At 59.1% G+C, this 20021-nt stretch carries 18 protein-coding genes and 1 tRNA gene; 7 read left to right on the top strand and 12 right to left on the bottom strand.

What is annotated here, in order from left to right; all coding sequences use genetic code 11:
• Positions 1 to 22 precede the first annotated feature (22 nt).
• The 5 genes from P0N66_RS09975 to pheA form a co-directional block, all read right to left on the bottom strand.
• Positions 23 to 1237, bottom strand: a complete 1215-nt coding sequence (locus P0N66_RS09975; protein WP_275804905.1) for an iron-containing alcohol dehydrogenase — start codon at positions 1235 to 1237, stop codon at positions 23 to 25.
• A gap of 107 nt (positions 1238 to 1344) precedes the next feature.
• Entirely contained in the window at positions 1345 to 2202 is an 858-nt protein-coding gene (gene rsmA / locus P0N66_RS09970) for a 16S rRNA (adenine(1518)-N(6)/adenine(1519)-N(6))-dimethyltransferase RsmA (protein WP_275804904.1), read from the bottom strand.
• On the bottom strand, positions 2199 to 2708 hold the full coding sequence (locus P0N66_RS09965; protein ID WP_275804903.1) for a DUF2062 domain-containing protein: 510 nt from the start codon (positions 2706 to 2708) through the stop codon (positions 2199 to 2201). The genes rsmA and P0N66_RS09965 overlap by 4 nt, the downstream gene beginning before the upstream one ends.
• 6 nt (positions 2709 to 2714) lie before the next feature.
• Positions 2715 to 3773, bottom strand: a complete 1059-nt coding sequence (tsaD, locus tag P0N66_RS09960) for a tRNA (adenosine(37)-N6)-threonylcarbamoyltransferase complex transferase subunit TsaD (RefSeq protein WP_275804902.1) — start codon at positions 3771 to 3773, stop codon at positions 2715 to 2717.
• A 10-nt stretch (positions 3774 to 3783) separates the two neighbouring features.
• Positions 3784 to 4884, bottom strand: coding sequence for a prephenate dehydratase (gene pheA, locus P0N66_RS09955; protein WP_275804901.1), 1101 nt, complete (start codon positions 4882 to 4884; stop codon positions 3784 to 3786).
• Positions 4885 to 5144: 260 nt separating this feature from the next.
• On the opposite strand from pheA, the gene P0N66_RS09950 reads away from it, so the two are divergent.
• The 6 genes from P0N66_RS09950 (at position 5145) to zupT (ending at position 9397) form a co-directional block, all read left to right on the top strand.
• Complete coding sequence (locus P0N66_RS09950; RefSeq protein ID WP_275804899.1) at positions 5145 to 5753, top strand: CBS domain-containing protein; 609 nt, start codon at positions 5145 to 5147, stop codon at positions 5751 to 5753.
• The gene (larE, locus tag P0N66_RS09945; RefSeq protein ID WP_275804897.1) at positions 5753 to 6580 is read left to right on the top strand and encodes an ATP-dependent sacrificial sulfur transferase LarE; all 828 of its coding nucleotides are present in this window, start codon (positions 5753 to 5755) and stop codon (positions 6578 to 6580) included. The genes P0N66_RS09950 and larE overlap by 1 nt, the downstream gene beginning before the upstream one ends.
• Positions 6581 to 6692: 112 nt before the next feature.
• Positions 6693 to 6965: an HU family DNA-binding protein gene (locus P0N66_RS09940; protein WP_275804895.1), complete on the top strand. Its 273-nt coding sequence runs from the start codon at positions 6693 to 6695 to the stop codon at positions 6963 to 6965.
• A 330-nt stretch (positions 6966 to 7295) separates the two neighbouring features.
• A tRNA-Pro gene (locus P0N66_RS09935) sits at positions 7296 to 7372 on the top strand.
• 297 nt (positions 7373 to 7669) lie between these two features.
• Positions 7670 to 8383: an FKBP-type peptidyl-prolyl cis-trans isomerase gene (locus P0N66_RS09930; RefSeq protein WP_275804893.1), complete on the top strand. Its 714-nt coding sequence runs from the start codon at positions 7670 to 7672 to the stop codon at positions 8381 to 8383.
• A 180-nt stretch (positions 8384 to 8563) separates the two neighbouring features.
• Positions 8564 to 9397, top strand: coding sequence for a zinc transporter ZupT (gene zupT / locus P0N66_RS09925; protein ID WP_275804892.1), 834 nt, complete (start codon positions 8564 to 8566; stop codon positions 9395 to 9397).
• Positions 9398 to 9494: 97 nt separating this feature from the next.
• Here zupT and P0N66_RS09920 read toward each other — a convergent pair whose 3' ends face one another.
• Both P0N66_RS09920 and P0N66_RS09915 read right to left on the bottom strand, forming a co-directional pair.
• Positions 9495 to 10223, bottom strand: a complete 729-nt coding sequence (locus P0N66_RS09920) for a tetratricopeptide repeat protein (protein ID WP_275804890.1) — start codon at positions 10221 to 10223, stop codon at positions 9495 to 9497.
• Between the two features lie 7 nt (positions 10224 to 10230).
• Positions 10231 to 11961 (bottom strand): phosphohexomutase domain-containing protein, encoded by a 1731-nt coding sequence (locus P0N66_RS09915; RefSeq protein WP_275804888.1) that lies wholly within the window; start codon positions 11959 to 11961, stop codon positions 10231 to 10233.
• A 415-nt stretch (positions 11962 to 12376) separates the two neighbouring features.
• On the opposite strand from P0N66_RS09915, the gene ppsA reads away from it, so the two are divergent.
• Positions 12377 to 14821 carry a phosphoenolpyruvate synthase gene (ppsA, locus tag P0N66_RS09910; RefSeq protein WP_275804887.1) on the top strand — a complete coding sequence of 815 codons (2445 nt, stop codon included), beginning with the start codon at positions 12377 to 12379 and terminating at the stop codon, positions 14819 to 14821.
• A gap of 128 nt (positions 14822 to 14949) precedes the next feature.
• Here ppsA and P0N66_RS09905 read toward each other — a convergent pair whose 3' ends face one another.
• The 5 genes from P0N66_RS09905 to tolQ form a co-directional block, all read right to left on the bottom strand.
• Entirely contained in the window at positions 14950 to 16047 is a 1098-nt protein-coding gene (locus P0N66_RS09905) for a tetratricopeptide repeat protein (protein ID WP_275804886.1), read from the bottom strand.
• Between the two features lie 85 nt (positions 16048 to 16132).
• Positions 16133 to 17422 carry an LpqB family beta-propeller domain-containing protein gene (locus P0N66_RS09900; protein WP_275804884.1) on the bottom strand — a complete coding sequence of 430 codons (1290 nt, stop codon included), beginning with the start codon at positions 17420 to 17422 and terminating at the stop codon, positions 16133 to 16135.
• A gap of 14 nt (positions 17423 to 17436) precedes the next feature.
• Positions 17437 to 18390 (bottom strand): energy transducer TonB, encoded by a 954-nt coding sequence (locus tag P0N66_RS09895; RefSeq protein ID WP_275804882.1) that lies wholly within the window; start codon positions 18388 to 18390, stop codon positions 17437 to 17439.
• Between the two features lie 121 nt (positions 18391 to 18511).
• A complete protein-coding gene (tolR, locus tag P0N66_RS09890) occupies positions 18512 to 18937 on the bottom strand; it encodes a protein TolR (RefSeq protein ID WP_275804879.1) in 426 nt (141 codons plus the stop codon).
• Positions 18938 to 18939: 2 nt separating this feature from the next.
• Complete coding sequence (gene tolQ / locus P0N66_RS09885; protein WP_275804878.1) at positions 18940 to 19644, bottom strand: protein TolQ; 705 nt, start codon at positions 19642 to 19644, stop codon at positions 18940 to 18942.
• Between the last annotated feature and the right edge of the window lie 377 nt (positions 19645 to 20021).

The raw sequence follows: 20021 nt of genomic DNA, 5'->3' as shown, positions 1-20021 counted from the left end.
GGCCGCGGTGCTCACCTGCAAGTTAGTTTATCGCGCCTGCCGTTTTGGCGGCGTTGCCGGAATTTTGCAACATTTGTCGTAAATCCGCCTGACTGTAGTGCAGTCGCCAGAGACGGGCCTGGGGCAAGGCATGGTCGACCAGGGCTGCCAGTTGGGCCGGGCCGGCATCGATCCCCAGGTCACCCAGGCTGGCCGGCGCTCCCATTCTGTTCAGCCAGGCGACCAGGGCCTGGATGCCGCTGGCAGCCCGGGCCCGCTCGTCATCTTGCTGGTGCCTGTAGTATCTTGTTGAATCGTCGGTAAAAATAGCTTTAGCCCAGGCGGCGATTCGTTGCGGGTTACGCTCGGCGATAAAACGCAGCCAGGCCGGCAGCGTTACCGACAGCAGTGCCCCATGGGCCAGATCATAGCGCCCGCCCAGGGTGTGGGCCAGTAAATGGGCCGGCATGCCGACCCGCCCCCGGCCGGCGCTGGTGAGCCCGTTTAAGGCCAGGGCCGAGGCCCATAAGAGTTCGGCCCGGCTGGGGTAATCGGTGGGGTACATTCGGAGTTTTTCACAGCTTGTCATGATGCTGCTGACCAGCGCGGTGGCCAGCCGATCCTGCAGGGGACTTGGCTTGGCGGTGCCGAATATTTCCAGCAGGTGGCTGATGGTGTCCACGGCACCGTAGAGAGTTTGCGACCAGCTCACGCTGCAGGTCAGTTCTGGGTCCATCAGGGCCACCGCCGGCAGCAGGTGGCGATTGCCAATACCGATTTTTTGCCGGTCGGCTTCGTTGGTCAGCACCATGCCATGATTGCATTCCGAACCGGAACCGGCCACGGTGGGCACGCAAAGCACCGGCAGCGCCCGACGGATGCTCTTTTTGCCGCGGAAAAAAAGCCAGACATCATGGTCCACGCAAGCCCCCGCCGCCACCGCTTTGGCACTGTCCATGACACTGCCGCCCCCCACCGCCACCACCGCTTGCACCTTGCGTTTTCGGGCCAGGTTGATGCCCTCCCGGACCTTGGCCAGGGTGGGGTTGGGTCGTATGCCGCCTAGTGCCAGCCAGGTTACTCCCGCCCGGGTCAGCGTTTCGGTTACCCGCCGGTACAGGCCGGAGTCCTGACAATGGCGCCGGCCGTAGAGCAGCAGTACCTTGTTGCCCCGAGCAGCGCATTCCGACCCCAAATGCGCCAGCGCCCGGCGGCCGAAGATGGTTTTACAGTCGTGGTGGAAGACAAAAGGTTCCATTGCGGCTAATCAAGGTTTGCGGCCCATTCAACCACTCCCGGGATTGAGCCGGGATCAGCAGACTGTGGAGCCTGGTGAGCAGTTACTTTCCGGAACGAGCTTGGTAGTTACGCCTTCGGTTGGGCGGCAACGGCCTGGCTGAGTCGCAGGAAATCCGCGGTGCTCAGGTTTTCGGCCCGCAGGCGCTGGTCGATGCCGGCTGCCGCCAGGACGGCTGCCGCCCGGTTACGGTCCAGGCCGAGGCTGCCGCCGGCGCTGAGGCTGTTGAGCAGGGTTTTGCGCCGCTGGCCAAAAGCACTGTCCACCACCCGGCGCAGCAGCGCCAAGTCGATATTTTCCAAGCCGACCGGCCGCTCATGGAAGTTGATGGCGATCACCACGGAGTCTACCTTGGGGCGGGGATAAAAATTGGCCGGCCCCACCTCCAGCAGACGCTGCACCGTCGCACAGGTCCCCAGCAGCACCGAAAGCACCCCGTAATCCTTGGTGCTAGGTTTGGCGGTCAGGCGCAGGGCCACTTCCTTCTGGATCATCAGCACCGCCTGTTTTACGGCCCGGTGCTGCTCCACCAGCTTGAAGAGCAGGGGATTGGTGATGGCATACGGCAGGTTGGCGATTATTTTCACGCGCCCGCCGACTTCCTCGGCCAAAGCGGTGAAATCGGCGTGCAACAGATCCTGGTGGCGTAACTCCACGTTGGCCGGCAGCCCCTGGGTCTCCCGGTGATATTTGATGATCCCGGAGTCAATCTCCAGGCCGATTACCCTGGCGGCACCTGCAGCCAGGGGCCGGGTCAGGGCGCCGAGGCCGACCCCCAGTTCAATCACCTGGTCGTCGGCGGTGATTCCGGCTGCGTTGATGATTTTCTCGGCCAAGCCCGGCTGGATGAGAAAATTCTGTCCCAGTTGTTTGCTGGGGGCCAGTCCGCGTTCTTCTAGAATTTTTTTTATTTCAGTCTGGTTCATGAAAGAATCTGTTTTTGGCGCCGTTTGCGTTGAATGGTGAGAAACAGCTGCAGGGACAGGGGGTAAGCGATCAGGACCAGCGGGATGGCCAGAATTAGACCACCGAGGATCAGAATGGCGATGGACTCGTAGCCCAAATGTCCGAAGGCCGTCAGGCGTTCGCCCAAGGTGGCGGAATTGCCGCCGGTCAGGGCATATTCCAGGGTTTCCTGGACCCTGCTCCAGGTGACGTCCACCGGGTAGATCAGTTTGCCGATTTTCCAGGAAAGGTAATACTGCGGCAGCAGGGTGAAAGGGTTGCTGACCAGCAGGCCGGAGATAATGCCGGCAATACTGTTGCCTCGCAGGAGGGGCGCGACAATCAGGATGATCAGGGTTTGCAGCGGGACGATGGGGATGATGCCGACTCCAACCCCCACGGTAACCCCTCGGGCCAGACTGTAAGGATCTCCCTTCAGGCGCAGCAGTTTCAGGTAGTAATAGCGGGCGGTGCGTTGCGGTTCCATGTTGAATCAGGCGGCGCTTGCTGCAGCGGTGCTGAAGCGGGAGTAAACGTCCATTGCCAGGGGGCGGCCGGCCCGGTGACGGTTAAAAAAACCGGCCATGGCGATCATGGCGGCATTGTCGGTGCAAAAAATTGGTTCCGGCAGGAAAACCTCCAGGTCGCCTTCCTGTTTGGCGACGGCCACCAGTTGTTGCCGCAGGCGGGGGTTGGCCGCCACCCCGCCGCTGAGCACCACCTGGCGGCAGGCGAAATGACGGGCCGCCGCCAGGGTTTTTTCCACTAGAATCTCCACCACCGCTTCCTGGAAAGAGGCGCAGATGTCGGCCCGTCCCTGCTCCGACCACTCGGTCTGGCGGTGAACCTGGTTGGCCACCGCCGTTTTCAGACCGCTGAAACTGAAGTCAAAACTCTCGCCCAGCCGGGCTCTGGGGAAGGCGAAGGCCCGGGGGTCACCCTGGGCGGCCAGCCGGCTGACGGCCGGGCCACCGGGATACCCCAGTTTCAGCAATTTGGCTACCTTGTCGAAGGCTTCGCCGGCGGCATCATCCCGGGTGCGACCATGGAGGGTGAAACGGGTGGAATCGTCAACCACAAAGATGTTGGAGTGGCCGCCGGAAACCGTCAGGGCCAGGTAGGGAAACGATGGCCGGGGGTGGGATAAAAAGGTTGAGGCCAGGTGGCCAGCGATGTGGTCCACCCCGACACAGGGAATGTTGCTGACCAGGGACAGGGCTTTGGCAAAGTTCAGCCCGACCAGTAAAGAACCCACCAGGCCAGGCCCCTGGGTGACGGCCAGCAGATCGATCTGGTTGAGTTGCACCCCGGCCCGGGCCAGGGCGGTGGCGGTCACCGGGTGGATGTTCTCCAGGTGGCGGCGGGAGGCCAGTTCCGGCACCACGCCGCCATAAGGGGTATGAACTTCGGCCTGGGACTGCACCAGGTTGGCCAGGATCTCGACGTTCGGGCCGGGCTCCCCGGCGTCGGCAACAACCTCGGGCGGCTGTTTCAGGTGCAGAACCGCCGCCGCCGTGTCGTCGCATGATGTTTCCAGGCCCAGGATCAGCATGTCGAGCCGCCTACTCCCGGGACCGGGGGTAGGATCCCAGCCATTGGTAATGGCTGCATAGTTGCCGCAGTTGTTCGCAACTCTCCCGGACCTGGTGGTCGTCCAGGTGGCCCAGCATGTCGATGAAAAACAGGTAGCGTCCGGGTTCATCCTTGAAGGGACGGGATTCAATCCGGGTCAAGTTGATGTTGTGTGCGGCCAGGGTGCTCAGGGCTTCGTGCAGGGCTCCGGGTCGATCAAGCAGGGCCACCAGCAGGGAGGTTTTGTCGTCGCCGCTGGCCTTGGGCGGCTCGCTGCCGATAAGCAGAAACCGGGTGGTGTTGCCCCGGTAATCTTCAATCCCCTTGACCGCCACCTGGAGCTGATAGGTTTTAACCGCCAGGGAGCTGGCGATGGCTCCCACCTGGGGGTCCGCCGCTGCCATGGCCGCCGCCGCGCCGGTGCTGCTGGCGTTGTGGCGCGGGGTATCCGGCAGGTTGCGTTGTAGCCACTGGCGGCACTGCGCCAGGGGTTGGGGGTGGGAGGCTACCAGTTTGACATCTTCCAGGCGACCGCTCTGGTTGATCAGATTATGGCTGATGGGCAGGTTCAACTCCCCGCAGATTTTGACCTGGGAGCGGGTAAAGGAATCCAGGGTGGAGGTGACCGCTCCCTCAATGGAGTTTTCCACCGGTACCACACCATATTCAACCCGTCCTCTTTCCACCTCGATGAAGGTGTCTTCGATGGTTTCCATGGGTCGAAAACTGGCGGCGCTGCCGAACATGACAATGCCAGCCAGATGGGAGAAAGTGGCTTCCGGCCCCAGGTAGGCGATTTCAATCGGCTTTTGCGAAAGCCGGCAGGCGGCGATAATCTCAAAGAGAACAGCTTTCAGGGACGGTTCCGGAAATTCTCCGGCGTTTTCCTGCAGCAGCCGCCGGATAATTTCCCGCTCCCGCTTGGGATCCCATTTATCGCGATTGTTGACGTTTTTTATTTTGCCCACTTCCTGGGCCAGCTTAATGCGTCGCCGCAGCAGAGTAAGTAATTGGTCGTCGATGTCGTCGATTTGTCGGCGAATGGAACCCAGGGCCTGTTCCTGGCTGGGATGGTCTTTTTTTTGCGGCATTTTGGTCACTGGTTTTCGGGTTGATGGAGGCTGCGGGCAGCTGTCAGCCGGAGGTCCGCCGGTATTATGGGAAGTTGTTGTGGAAGATACCGGTAAACTCGCGCATATTAAAGTAAAATTAACGGGGTGAAAAGAGTTTTCCAGCCGTAATCGGACCGGGTCGTGGTTGACAGTCTTAGGGAAACTCGGTAAGTACGGAAAAGTGGTGAAGATGCCAAGAGTTGCTTGTTGCCGTAATAATACATCGTGGATGGGTTTTGATGAAGGTTAAACACTGTATGCAGAGTGCCCGCAAAAAGCTGGTGACCATCGGTCGCGAAGCCCTGCTCCAGGAAGCTGGCACCCTGATGAAAAAACATGGCATCCGCCACCTGCCGGTCATGGAGGATGGTCAGATGGTCGGTTTTATCACCGAAAGTGATATCCGGCATTACGCTTTTCCCTCCATGGAGCGAGATATTTTCGTCCATGAAGTAATGGTCCGCAATATCATAACCATTAATATCAACGCCACCATCGAAAAGGCCGCCCGCCTGATTCATGATTATAAAATCGGGGGGCTGCCGGTGCTGGACAAGAAAAAACTGGTGGGCATCATCACCGCCACCGACTTGCTCTCCGCCCTGATTTCGGTAATGGGCCTGCTGCAGGCCTCCACCCGTATCGATGTTCTGGTCGGTAAAAAGGGTGGGGTGGATGATGTAACCAGGATCATCAAGGAACATGGCGGAGAAATCATCAGTGTTTCCTCCGAACAGCATTCGTCGCGCAAGAAACTTTACGGTTTTCGCCTGGAAAAATGCGACTTTGACGAGGTCATTGAAGCCCTGGAAGAAGGGGGGCACAAGGTGGTGGCGGTGGTGGATTGATGCCGGAAGGGGAGGGCGCCAGCCACAGGTTTGCCGAACTCTGCGCCCGCTTGCGGGAATATTCCAGTGTGGCGGTGGCGTTTTCCGGCGGCGTGGACAGCTCACTGCTGCTGTCTGCCGCCTTGGCGGTACATGGTGAGCAGGCCCTGGTGCTGCATGCCCGTTCCCCCCTGCAGGCGCCCGGTGAGTACGAAAAAGCGCTGGCGCTGGCCGCCGGCTTGGGGTGCCGGCCCACGGTGGTGGAGATAGATCCTTACACCTGGCCGGAGTTTGTCGTCAATCCTCCCGACCGCTGTTATCGTTGCAAAGTCAGGCTGTACAACATCTTTCAGGATCACGCCCGTAAGCATGATCGAGCGGTGTTGCTGGACGGCACCAACAGTGATGATCGGCAAAGTGACGACCGCCCCGGCTTGCGCGCCCTGAAAGAACTCAAGGTGCAAACCCCCTTGGCCGATATCGGCTTGCGCAAACAAGAAGTGCGGCAACTGGCCAGACAAAGAAGGTTGGCCAACTGGCATAAACCGGCGGCCTCCTGTCTGGCGACCCGGATCATGGCCGGTCAGGCCATTACCCCGGAACGCCTCGCTGTGGTAGTGGAAGGGGAGAAGATGCTGGCCGATTTGGGTTTTGCCGGTTGTCGTTTTCGCCACTACGGCCACAAGTGCCTTTTGGAAGTGGGCCACGATGACTATAAACGTTTGAACAAACGTGAAATTGTCAGCATAACCGATTCCCGTTGCCGGACCCTTGGTTTTACCGTTGTCGAGCGGGGAAAGCGCCCCCAGCCTGGAAAACAGAAGGAGACGGGTTCTTTTTTTGTTTGACAGAGGGCTTTTTTTTATTGACAATCACAGGACGTCTTATTAAAGCCTTGTTGTGCCTGCGATTACGTGTTGGCACGGGAAAAAACCAAACTAGAAGCTCGAGGAGGAAGGAATGAACAAAAGTGAACTGGTGGAACAGATGGCAAAGACTGGTGGCATCAGTAAAGCTGCTGCGGAGAAAGCTCTGGCCGGTGCCCTGGACGGTATCACCAAGGCCCTGAAGAAAGGGGACAAGGTTACCTTGGTCGGCTTTGGCACCTTTTCCGTTACCAAGCGAGCTGCTCGCCAAGGCCGCAATCCCCAGACCGGCAAACCGATCACCATCAAGGCTCGCAAAGTTGCTCGCTTCAAGGCCGGCAGCAAACTGTCCGATGCCGTGAAGTAGTTTTTTTTGTTTGCCAGGTTCATTCTTGAGCCTGATCGGCCGGTATCTCTCGCCACGAGGGTGCCGGCCTTATTTTTTTCGCCTGGGCCGGTCATCAGTTGATACTCCTGATACTCTCTCGGAGGCCAGGAGTGACGGGGCGTCCGTGCCCCATTTTTTACTTGCATAATCCCGGTAAGTTGAGCATTATGGGCGCCGTTGCCGGGACCGAGTACAGCCGTGAAAGTGGTTTAGCTCGTTTCGGCCCGTTTGGATCAGGATTACCGGCCTTGCCGGCGGCGGTCCGGTTTTTTTAGTTCTTTTCAGTGGTAAATAAACTAGTACAGATGTCGGGACGTGGCTCAGCCTGGTAGAGCACATGCTTCGGGAGCATGGGGTCGGAGGTTCAAATCCTCTCGTCCCGACCAGTATTTTAAGTCTGTTACGGTTACTGCTGGAACTTTGATAACCTCGCAAAAACCCGCCAAGCAAGTTGGGCGGGAATGCGAAAACAAGCAGTTACCAAGCGTGCCCAGTCGGCGGCGCCGGCAACTTTGGGTTTGCTTTTCTCTATTATTTTTTGCGTGTTATGGTGGACAGGCATCTTAAACAAAGATATTTATATAACGCAGTGAAGATACCAACCAGGCCCGAGGTCCTGGTTTTTTTGTTTGTACAGCGGTAGTTTTATCAAGGGAAAACCCAACTAACGGGGGAAAATTGTGATGATGAAAAGGTTTGGCAGCGGTGTGCTGCTGGTCGGTCTGGGTTTGGGGCTGGTGCTGTCCGGCTGCAACAGTCGTGAAGAAGAACACCCCGCGCTCGATAGTGTCAATGAGCGGGTGAGCTACAGTATCGGTCTGAACATCGGGGAGGATTTTGTGGCCCAGGACCTGGAGATCGATCCTGATCTGCTGGCTCTGGGAATCAAGCATGCCCTGGCCGGGCAGGAGCCCTTGCTCAGTGAACAGCAGATGCATGAGGCGATTACTGCTTTCCAGGAAGACATGCTGGGGCGTCAGGAGGCGGAACTCACCGCCCAGAGCGAGGAAAATGTCCGGCGTGGGCAGCAGTTCCTGGCTGAAAACGCTGACCGTGAAGATGTGGTGGTCACCGACAGCGGTTTGCAGTACCGGGTGTTTGACGAGGGTGCCGGTGACAGCCCCGGGGTCGATGATGTGGTGTCGGTCCACTACGAGGGACGCCTGGTGGATGGTACGGTGTTCGACAGCTCGCTGGAACGGGGTGAGCCGGCGGTCTTTCCGGTGGCCGGCGTGATCCCCGGCTGGACCGAGGCCCTACAGTTGATGCAGGAAGGTGACAAATGGGAAATTGTCTTGCCGGCCGAACTGGCTTACGGCAAACAGGGTGTGCCGCCGGTGATCGGCCCCGACTCGGTACTGGTGTTCAGGGTTGAGCTGTTGGAGATAAACCCTTAACAGCCCGTTGAAAAACGGGCTGTTAAGCGGCCCATGGATGGGCCGCCGAATTCATTGGCACTGAAAAATGGCAATGAATTCGTGAGGTTGGCCAAAGCCCTCTTTGGCCAACCGTTGGTTAAAAAAGCCAAGGATCGCTTTTTTTAACGGACTGTTAATCGTTGGTGGAGTTATTGCAACATGAGCGGCTTTGAGTTTTCTGCCATTCTCTTTGCCTTCGGCCTGACGCTGCTGGCCGGTCTTTCCACCGCCATTGGCGGGGTGGTGAGCATGTTCGTTCGCCCTCACAATACCGTGGGGCTTTCCCTGGGGCTTGGTTTTTCCGCCGGGGTGATGATCTACGTCTCCCTGGTGGAGCTGTTGCCCGAGTCCGTGGCGGCTTTTTCGCTGGTCCATGGCGACCAGTGGGGTTATGCCATCGCCACCGGAGCTTTTTTTGCCGGGATTGCCGTCGCCGCCCTGGTTGACCTGCTGATTCCCGGTGATGTTAACCCTCACGAGTACCGGGCGGCGTCAGAGTTCAGCGCCACGGTTGATTTTCATGCCGACAAGGCCCGCTCCCTGAAACGTACCGGGTTGTTTACCGCCCTGGCGGTGGCTCTTCACAATTTTCCCGAAGGTTTTGCCACCTTCAGTGTGGCCTTGCTTGATCCCGCCCTGGGGATTCCCATCGCCATCGCCATCGCCATTCACAATATTCCCGAAGGGGTGGCGGTGGCTTTGCCGATCTATCACGGCAGCGGCAGCCGGACCAAAGGCTTCGTCAGTTCCCTGTTGTCCGGCCTGGCTCAGCCCGTGGGAGCGGTGGTGGGGTTTCTGCTCCTGGCGCCGTTTTTGGGGGAGGGCAGTTTGGGGCTGATCCTGGCCATGGTGGCCGGGATCATGGTTTATATTTCGTTTGACGAGCTTATTCCCTCCGCCCGCCTCTACGGTAATGCCCACACCCCGATCATCGGCCTGCTCTCCGGCATGCTGGTGATGGCCCTGAGTCTGGTGTTGTTCGAGTTGTATTAGAAATTGTTTTCTGGCTGTTATCGGGCAATCGGCGGTCTGCGATCTGCTGGTCGCCGGTCATGGCAGCGACTGGCCTTTGTCAGGGTTACTGCGAAGGTTATTGCGAAAAATGTCGGCGTTTAAATTCCGCCGCCATGGCCGGATCAAGTCGCTGCAGCCGGGCCAGGGCCTCTTCGCTTTCTTCTCGTCGGTCGGCGGCAAGATAGGCGGTGGCCAGACTCAGCCAGGCCTGGGGGTTATCGGGGTTCAGTTGAGTCGCCTGCTGGAAGGCGGCGATGGCATCGGTCAGTTGCCCCTGGTTGCCCAGGATTGCCCCCAGGTTGTGCCAGGCCGGCGCAAACCCCGGATCATGCTCGGTAATTTGCCGGTAGGACGCAATGGCCTTGTCCGGTTGTTCCAGTTTTTCGTACAACACCCCCAGGTTGTAGCGGGCGACGGTCAACTCCGGGGTCAACTCCAAAGCCCGGTGGTTGGCGGCCACCGCCTCTTCATATTCACCCTTCTCCCGCAGCAAAACTCCCAAGTGGAACCAGGCGGCGGTCAATTCATCGTTTAAGCGCAGGGCCTGGCGGTAACTGCCCAGGGCCTGTTCGGGCAGATGCAGTTGCTGCTGGGCCCGTCCCATGGTGAACCAGGCGCGGTAATCACCGGGGGCATTGCGGGTCCAGCGGAAGGCATGTTTAAGCAGTTCCGGCCAATCCTGGCTGGTTTCCAGTGCCGTCGCCGTTTGGGCCCAATCGTCGGCCTCGGCCCCGGCCTTCGTCGGGCCAGGGCCGGCGGCCATGATACCAACCAACAGCAACAGCATGATTTTGCTTTTCATCATCGTCAGGCTACTCCAGCAGGCCGATCTCTTTAAGTAAGGCATGGGCGGCGGCCAGAAGTTGGGTTTTATCCGCCTCGGTCCGGGCTTCCACGTAGAAACGCACCTTGGGTTCGGTGCCGGAGGGGCGGATCATCAGCCAGCTTTCGTCCTCGAAAATCATTTTGCGTCCGTCAATGGTGATCAGTTCCTTGATGGTCCTGGGGGTGTCGCCCACCGGCAGGCTGTCGCCGACGCGGTAATGTTCCAGCCCGGCCAGGGCCTCCTGCAGCGCCTCTCCCTGCTTGCTCACCGTTACCCCGCCCCGGCCGGGGAAAAATTCCCCGAAACGGGATCGGATATCCTGCAGGTAGTCATAAAGCCCGCCCGGTCGCTGCAGCATCATGTCCAGGGCCAGCAGCAGCCCAATGTAGGCGTCCTTTTCCGGGGTGTGGCCAATCACCGAAATACCGTCGGATTCCTCGAAAAGTACCAGGGCCTTGCCGATCACCGGCTTGAACTCCTTGAAACCCACCGGCGGCTCAAACACCTCTTCGCCGAGGCCGGCGGCAATGCTGTTGGCGAAGTTGCTGCTGGCCACGGTTTTCGCCACCGGACCTTGTTTGCCTTTATGTTCATGGAGATAGTGATAACTCATGGCCCCGAACATGTTCATATCGAACTCCCGGGTGCCGTCGGTGAAACGGATCCGGTCGCCGTCGGGATCGATGATGGCCCCCAGTTTCAGGGGTTCCGGTCGGTCCTGCAGGGCCTGACGGACCATGGCCATGTTTTCCGAAGATGGTTCGGGGGCAATGCCGTTGAAGGTGGGGTCGGCCTGATCGCGGAAACGCAGCAGGCGCCGGGCCGGCAGACCGGCCAGCAGGGTGTCGAGGTGCACCCGGCTGGCTCCGTGCGCACAATCGATGGCCAGGACGTAATCATCCCGCTGCTTCAAAGCGGCCAGGATGGCATCGTAGTCCAGCCCGTGCCGGTGGTGGTTGTCGCGCACCAGTTGTTGCCAGCAGGCCAGGGAATCCAGGGGGTGGATCAGGTTTGGGGCCGGGTCGGCGACGGGTTCTTCCCCGGCCCTGATGATTTTTTCGGCTTCCTTGGTGATCCGGTTGGTGATAATGGCCGCCGCCGGTCCGGCATCGGCGGCATTGTACTTAAAACCGCCATATTCCAGTGGGTTATGGCTGGGTGTCAGGTTGATGGAAAAGGCCGCCCCGGTTACCAGAACGGCCGCCGAGATAACACCGGTGGTGGTTTCACCGGCGAAATGGACGGTAAAACCTTTGCCGCTGAGCAGTGCGGCCGCCGCTTCCGCCAGTACCGGGCCACCAAAACGGTTGTCGTGGCCCAGCACCACCCCCCGCCGCCGGGCTTCATCGATGTTTTGCACCCCCAGGGCCCGGGCCAGTTTCGGCTCCCCGGCGGCCTGCTGGTAAATATTGATGATGGCCTGGGTAACCTGGCGCACCGAGTGGACATGGACATCCTTGCCCAGCAGACCCCGCCAGCCCGAGGTGCCGAAACTGACCGGTTTGATCGGTGCGGCCCGGTTGGTACGAATCTCGTCGTCCAATAACCGGTAGATGTCGTCGATGGCTTGTTGCCAGCGGGACTTTTCCGTATGTTCGTTCTCCTGCTGACGATGCTTGAGCAGTTCCCGCAAAGCGGCAAAGTAATCGCTGGCGGCATGGTTGCCGGGTACGATGTGGGTCAGGCAAATCTTTTCAGGCAGGCTTGAGTTTTCCATGGCGTCTCTATTGCAAGGTTGCGGTTGTTGATTGTGCTGGCTGACGAATCTTTTGATTCTAGCTTTGATTGGTCTCAAACTCCAGCGCTCTTTACAGTTTTTTGGTCAAAAATGTCAGCCTTGCCGGCATCGCTCTTTAACCGGTTGCGAATGGTAAATCATGCTCTTTGCCTGGCCGGTCAGCAGGGTATGCGTTATTTGCAAGGTCGGCAAAAATAACCCTTATCCCTGACCGGCCCCCGTTATATTCGGTTGACCCATGGTGGAAGATTAGCTATAAACCAGAGGCAACCGGTCAGAATCGTCACCGTTGCTGCGGCGGTGTCGGCGGTGTCGGCGGTGGCGGTTTTTAAACAGCCAACAATTTGTCTTTTTTGTTGATAATTTAACCAGTAAAAGCATGGGAGAGTACACGATGGGAAAACATGACAAGGCCCTCATTCTATGGTTCGATGACATTCTGATCGAGGATGTGCCGCTGGTGGGAGGTAAAAACGCTTCCCTGGGTGAGATGCACCAGAAGCTGATGTCCAAGGGGGTCAGCGTGCCCAACGGTTTTGCCATCACCGCCTATGCTTATCGCTATCTGCTGGAGACCGCCGGTATTGAAGACGCCATCAAGGATGCCTTGGCTGGTCTGGACACCAGTGATTTGCGCAACCTCCAGGAGCGGGGCAAAAAGACGCGGGATATCATTCGTAACGCCGAGTTCCCCCAGGAGCTCTATGATGCCATCGTCGAAGCTTATCGCAAGATGGAGCAGGATTACGGTCGCAACGCGGCGGTGGCTGTGCGATCCTCGGCCACCGCCGAGGATCTGCCAGATGCCTCCTTTGCCGGTCAGCAGGAGACCTATCTCAATATCAGTGGCCCCGATGCCGTGATCGCCGCCTGCAAGAAGTGTTTTGCCTCACTGTTCACCGATCGGGCTATTTCCTACCGCCACGACAAAGGGTTTGGTCAGTTCGATGTGTATCTTTCCATCGTGGTCCAGAAGATGGTGCGCAGTGATTCCGCCTCCTCCGGGGTAATTTTTTCCATCGACACCGAAAGCGGCTTCAAGGACGCGATTTTTCTCACCGGTTCCTGGGGGCTGGGGGAAAACGTGGTGCAGGGGGCGGTCAACCCCGACGAGTTCTATGTCTTTAAACCCACTCTGAAAGAAGGCAAGCGGCCCATTGTCGGCAAGCGCCTGGGCAGCAAAGAGATCAAGATGATCTACTGCGAGGACAACGGCAACGGCGAGACGGTCAAGAACATCGATACCACGCCCGAGGAGCGGGGTTCCTACGTGATCACCGACGACGAGATCCTGACCCTGTCCCGTTGGGCCTGCATCATTGAGGATCACTACGGCAAGGGTATGGATATCGAATGGGCCAAGGATGGCGACGGCAAGGAAGTGGGTACCGGCGAGCTGTTTATCGTCCAGGCCCGGCCCGAGACTGTCCATTCCCAGGCCAACAAGCAGGAGATTGAAACCTACGTGATGCAGGAACAGGGCAAGCTGCTGGCCACCGGCCAGGCGGTGGGCGCCAAGATCGGCCAGGGAAAGGCCAACGTGATCAAGAACGTGGCCGAAATCCACGACTTCAAGAAGGGCGAAGTGCTGGTCACCGACATGACCGACCCGGACTGGGAGCCGATCATGAAGATCGCCGCCGCCATCGTTACCAATCGCGGCGGCCGGACCTGTCATGCCGCCATTATTTCCCGCGAACTGGGTATTCCTTGTGTGATCGGCACCGGTGACGGCACCGAAAAGATCCCCAACGGCAGCGACGTCACGGTCTCCTCTGCCGAAGGAGAGACCGGCAATATCTACGAGGGCCTGCTCAAGTTTGAGGTTGAACGGTTGGATCTGGCTTCGGTACCGCAGACCAAGACCAAAATCATGATGAACGTGGGTATTCCCGAAAAAGCCTTCGTCGAGGGGCAGATCCCCAACGACGGAGTGGGGTTGGCTCGGGAGGAGTTCATCATCAACTCCCACATCGGCATTCACCCTCTGGCGCTCTATTATTTCGATGAGCTCAAGGCCAAGGCCGACAGCGACCCCAAGGTCGCCGCCATCGTCAAGGAGATCGAGGCCCGGACCACCGCTTACCCCGGCGACAAAAAACAGTTCTTCATCGACAAGCTGGCCGAGGGCGTGGGCCGCATCGGCGCCGGTTTTTACCCCAAGGACGTCATTGTCCGGCTTTCCGACTTCAAGAGCAATGAATATGCTAACCTGGTGGGCGGTAGCCTCTATGAACCCCATGAGGCCAATCCCATGATCGGCTGGCGCGGCGCTTCCCGTTATTACGATCCCAAGTACAAACCGGCCTTTGAACTGGAGTGCAAGGCCCTGCTCAAGGCTCGCAACGACATGGGCCTGACCAACATCAAGCTGATGGTCCCCTTCTGCCGGACCGCCGAAGAGGGTCGCCGGGTCATCGAGGTAATGCGGGAGTTCGGCCTGGTGCAGGGTGAAAACGACCTGGAGGTTTACGTCATGTGCGAAATCCCCTCCAACGTCATTGCCGCCGATGCCTTTGCCGATGTCTTCGACGGCTTTTCCATCGGTTCCAACGACCTCACCCAACTCACCCTGGGGCTGGATCGTGACTCCGACCTGGTTGCCCACATTTACGACGAGCGGGACGAGGCGGTGAAAACCATGATCAAGATGGTCATCGACACCGCCAAGCGCCGGGGCCGCAAGATCGGCATCTGCGGTCAGGCACCCAGCGATTTCCCCGAGTTTGCCACTTTCCTGGTGGAATGCGGTATCGACTCCATGAGTCTGATCTCCGATACGGCGATCAAGACTCGGCTGCTGGTGGCCGACAAGGAAAAGGAACTGGGTATAGGTTGAGCATTATACTGCCGGGCAGTGAGCTGGCAGTGATAAATTGCTCCAAGGCAGCCAAAACAGCCAAAGGCCGGCGGGTGCTAGTCCCGTCGGCCTTTGGCTGTTTTGGTCCATGGCAATAAAGCTGTCGCTCAGTTGATTTTATCCAGCCGTTCTTTGGCCTGTCGGGCTTCCCGGCGGTCAGGGAATTCGCCGATCAGGCGCTCATAGATAATGGCGGCGGTGGCCGGTTCACGCAGTTCCTCGAAGGCCACTCCCTGGCGGAGCATGGCCGCCGGTACTCGATCATGGCCGCTGAAATCGGCGATGACCTTCTGGTATTCCAGGATGGCCAGTTCGTACTCCTGTTGGCCAAAGAGGCTTTCTCCCAGCCGGAAGCGGGCGTCGGCTGCATGTTCCCCCCGGGGCTCTTCTTCCAGGTAGCGGGCAAAAGCGGTGTAGGCCTCACGGTGGTTATTGCGTTCCAACTGCCGCAGGCCCTGGCGATAGTGATCATCCTCTTCGGGGGCGGCAACGTTGGTGGGTGCCGGTCCGGCAGGCATTGTCGCCGTGGCGGTGGGGGCAATCACCGTCGCTTCGCCCACTTTCTGTTTAACATTTTCCGGCGTCATTTGCCGGGGTGTACCGGTCGTAGGGGGGGGGGCGGTTTCCCGTCGGGCCCTTTCTTCGGTTTCCCTGCGGGCCTGTTCGGCAGCTCTTTGGGCCGCTTCGGCCCTCCGGGACGCCTCCCGGGCCAGCTCCTCCTTAAGCTCCATAAGCTGGCGCCGGTTTCTCTCCTGTTTTTCCTCCAAGGCCTGCAACGAGGTCTGAAGTTCCGCCAGCGAGTCCGCCAGGCGCTGATCGCTATCGTCCAGACGTTGGTCTTGGTCGTCCAGCCGGCGTCTGATCTCCTGCAGGGTGATGTCGATGTTATCCAGCCGCATGCTGGTGGCCTGCTGGGTATCGTGGAACGATTCCTGTAAAAGCTGGAACCGGTGGTCGGCTTCGTCCATTCGTCCTTCCTGCTGCAGCAGACGGTTGCCAAAAGTTTCCAGTTCATTGCCCAGCCGGGCCTGGGAGGTGGCCTGGCCGCGAACCGTTTCATTGAGGCGTTCCAGATCGCTGATCCGGTTGTCCATGACCCGGGTCCGCATTTCCAGGCCACGAAGATCCTGTTCCGTGGCTATACACTGGACCAGAAAGGGTGAGATGCCAAGCAGCAGGGCACAGCTGAGCATTGTTTTCTTCATGGTATTGAAACCTCCGCATTGCGTTGTGGTTGTTTAAATTGTTAAAAAACTGTAACTATCCAGCTCATTCGCCAGCTTGTCGCCTCTACCATTCCAGGCGGGGCGACCACTGGGGCATGGAATGATTGCCCGGCTGATTGTCAAACAAGACCCTCAGGCCGCTGCCATCCAGAAAAATGGTACAGAGTTCCTCCCGTTCATGGCGCTGGCGGGAGAAAACCAGCTGGCGGCTGTCCGGCGACCAACTGGGGGTTTCATGGTGGCCCCAGGCGCGGGTAACCTGACGGGGTGGGCCGCCGTCGGGGCTGATCACTGCAATGTGCAGCACTCCGTCAATCCGGCTGGTGTAGGCAATCCATTTGCCGTCGGGGGACCAACTGGGGGTGGTGTTGTCGTGGCCCTGGAAGGTGAGGCGTTGCACCGCCATGGTACTCATGTCCATGATGTAGATCTGGGGAGTGCCGCTGCGGTCGGAGACAAAGGCCAGCCGCCGACCGTCCGGAGAAAAACTGGGAGAAACATTGACCCCTTCGCCGTGGGTCAGGCGGCGGATAACCCGGCCGCTGATTTCGGCCAGATAAAGATCGGGGTTGTCATCCCGACTGAGGGTTAGCACCATACGGTCGCCTTCCGGCGGCCAGGTTGGGGTCATGTTGAGCCCCACCCAGCGGGAAATGGCCCTGGTGGTCTTTAGTTCCCGGATATTGGTCTGATAAAGGTTGGCGTTGCCCCGGTGGTAGGAAGTGTATGTGAGGTGCTCCCCGTCCCGGGTAAAGCGGGGGGATAGGGCCAGGTACTGATGGCGGGTGACCTGGCGAACGTTGTCGCCCAGGATGTCGGCCAGAAAAATTTCCTTATGATCGGTGGCGTCGGAGACGAAGGTGATTTTGCTGCGGCTGATGCCCTTTTCGCCGGTCAGCACCTCCACTGCCTCGTCAACGAACCGCAGCAGTTGACGGCGCACCAGCTCCCGCGGCGCCTGGTAGCGGCGGCCGTGAATCATCCGGCCGGCGCCGATGTCCAGCAGCCGTAATTCCAGTTGAAAGCTGCCGTCGCCTTCCCGGTAACTTCCCTGGATGACAAACTCCGCCCCGTGGCGCTCCCAGTTGACCTCTTGGCGCTCACCATAAAGTTGCGGGTCGATGATTGTGACGAAACCGTGTAGTTCCATGGCTCGCCCCAGGATATCGGCCAGCCGGCGGCCGCTGTCGGTGGGCTGCTCGTCGTTGGCCTGATCCACCAGGGGTGGTACTGCCATGGCGATTTTGCGTAACTCCGGAGAGGTGATATCCAGATAGATCCGGGCGTCGGCCCGGCCCGGCAGCAACAGAGCCAGCAGCAGCAGGATAGGCAGGGTTATTAGTTGATGTTTCATAAAAAATCCTGTGGTTAAAAAACTTCACCGGGGCGGAAGCGCAGTCCGATTTCCATTTCACTGTCCCGCAAGGCTGGCGGGAAAACGGGCAGGGGGGTGGCGTCGTCGACGGCTTTTCGGACTAACTGATTAAAGTACACGTTTTCCGATTGTTTTTCAAAGGTCGTATGACGGATGGTGCCGTCCCGGCGGACGGTAATCACCATGACCGCAACCAGGTTTTCGTCCCAGGTGGGCAGGTTGGGCAGTGCCCAGTAAGACTGGATATGTTGGGTCAGCCGGACCAGGTACTCGCGGGTGGCGGCATCCAGAGTGGTATCCCCGCCCCGTTGGGCGAAATCCTGGCCGGCCTGTTCGGTAGCGTTGGTTGGTGGCGGTACGGGAGCATCCCGGCGTTCGGCCTGCACCGGTGGCGCCGCCTGGGCAACGATATTTTCACGCACCGCGTCCAGAGCCCGTTGCCGGGCGGTTTCCGCCTCCCGTTGGGCTTCCCTGGCCTCGGCCTCCAGCTGGTAATACTCCCTTAACTGCCGTAACTGTTCATCATCCGCCCGGGTGCGGATGGGTTGCGTGGAAAGGGGAGCTGGAGGTGGGTCCGGCCGGGCGGCCACCTTGGCCGGCGCCTGGGGAGCGATGGTGCGGGGTTCACCGCTGGGGGCAGGTTCCGGTATCGTGATCTTGGCCGGGCTCTCTTGGGGGATGACCACCGCATCAGGAGGGGGGGGCGGGGTTGGGACCGCGACCGGCGCCGGCGGTGTCGGAGCGGGAGGCGACGGGGCCGTGGGGGCGGCCGGTGCCAGGTCGGCGACACTGAACAGGCTGACCGTCTGGATATCCACGGGGGGGCGTTGGCGCTGCCAGAATCCCAGTTGTGGGGCCAGGGTGGCCGGCAGCAGGACCAACAGGTGGACACCCACCGCCAAGGCCAGGGGAATGCCCCATGGTTGTTGGTTTCCTGTTGTGTTCACGAGCTGTTTCACCTGGTTTGCGGTCGGTAGCTGTAGTGGCGCCGGGCACTTTGTTGCATAATTAAACGTCGGGTAACTGATAACAGGGGGTCAAACTGTAAGCGGTCACGAAGTGTGTCGATCATTCGGCTGACGGCTGGGTGATCATCCCCAACTGGTTGAAACCGGCATCCTTAATATCGGCCATGACGGCCACCACCAGTCCGTACGGCACTTCCCGGTCGGCTCGCAACAGTACGGCTTGGTCGGTGCCCCGGCGCTGAGCCAGTGATGCCAGTTGCTGGCGCAGGATTTCCCGGGTGCCTTTGATATCGTCAAAATAAATTTCCCCACTCCTGTCCACGGTGATCATTACCGGATCGGCGGCTTGGCGTAGCGGCTGAGTGGTGGTCTCCGGCAGATCCACATCAACCCCCTGGGTCATCATCGGGGCGGCGATCATGAAGATGATGAGCAGCACCAGCATCACGTCAACCAGGGGGGTGACGTTGATATCGGAAACCAGCCGGCGACTGGACCGCCCGGCGGGGGGAATATCAAAGGCCATGGTTATTCCTGCGTTTCAGCGGTTCTGGGGCGGGTGAGAAAATCCCGCTCAATGAGATTGATGAAATCGGTGGCAAAGGCCTGCGAGTCGCCTTCGATTTCCACCAGCTTGTTGGTGTAGTAGTTGTAGAAAACTACTGCCGGAATAGCTACGGCCAGGCCGGCGGCGGTTACCACCAGGGCCTCGGATACCCCGGGCGCCACCACTGCTAAGGATGCCGAACCCCTGACGCCGATTTCGTGAAACGAGGTCATGATCCCCCACACCGTGCCGAACAGGCCGATAAAAGGACTGGCGCTGCCGGTGGAGGCCAGGAAAGGCAATGAGCGGCCCAGGCGAGAGATCTCGCCGGCCAGGCTTTTGCTGGCCGCTCTTTTCAGGGGCTCCATGCCGGCCAGGCGGTTTTCCAGGCGCAACTCACCGCCCTGGGCCTTGTTGAGCTTCTGTAGTTCCTGATAGGCGGACCGGAAAACCATGGCCTCGGGGGCCAGTTCAGCCTGCTTGGCGATTTTATGGGCCTCGGCCAGGTTTTTGGACTTCCAGAACTGCTCCTTGAACTCCTCGGAGGCTTGCCGTACTTTGCGGTACAGCACTTCTTTCTGAAAAACAATGAACCAGGAATAAAGCGACATAACCAGCAGCAGGAGGATGACGCCCTTGATGGTCAGGCCCGCCTCCAAAAACATGGTGAAAACATTAAGCTCCACGTGGATAGTCCTTGAAAATTTGTGGTTGCAAACAGCCGGCTGTTAAGGGGCCGGGAGGGTCTGTGAATTAAACCGGTAAAGGCAGGTAGTGCAAATCGCGTATTTTATCCGGTTCTCAAGCAAAGTCAATGATTGCAACGGGTTTCGGCAAAAATAAAGCAGGGCTGCCGGACCATGGTGGGGGGTCTCGACGGGGTCGGTTTATGCCGGTTTACGGGGAATAGGTTTTGACATCAGGAATCAAAGAAGGTATTTCTGAGCCTGTTTGAACATCAGAGGCCGCTGGCGGCAGGCGCCGGAACCGCCGGGAGGTCGGGCGGGAAGGGGGATTTTTGATGGGTGGACTTTTTGCGGATTCATCAGAAGCGAGGGGTTGA

This window comes from Desulfurivibrio dismutans (assembly GCF_029210385.1).
Taxonomy (GTDB): Bacteria; Desulfobacterota; Desulfobulbia; order Desulfobulbales; family Desulfurivibrionaceae; genus Desulfurivibrio; species Desulfurivibrio dismutans.
The sequence above is the reverse complement of the archived record's forward strand: the minus strand, read 5'-3'. Positions and strand labels throughout refer to the sequence as shown.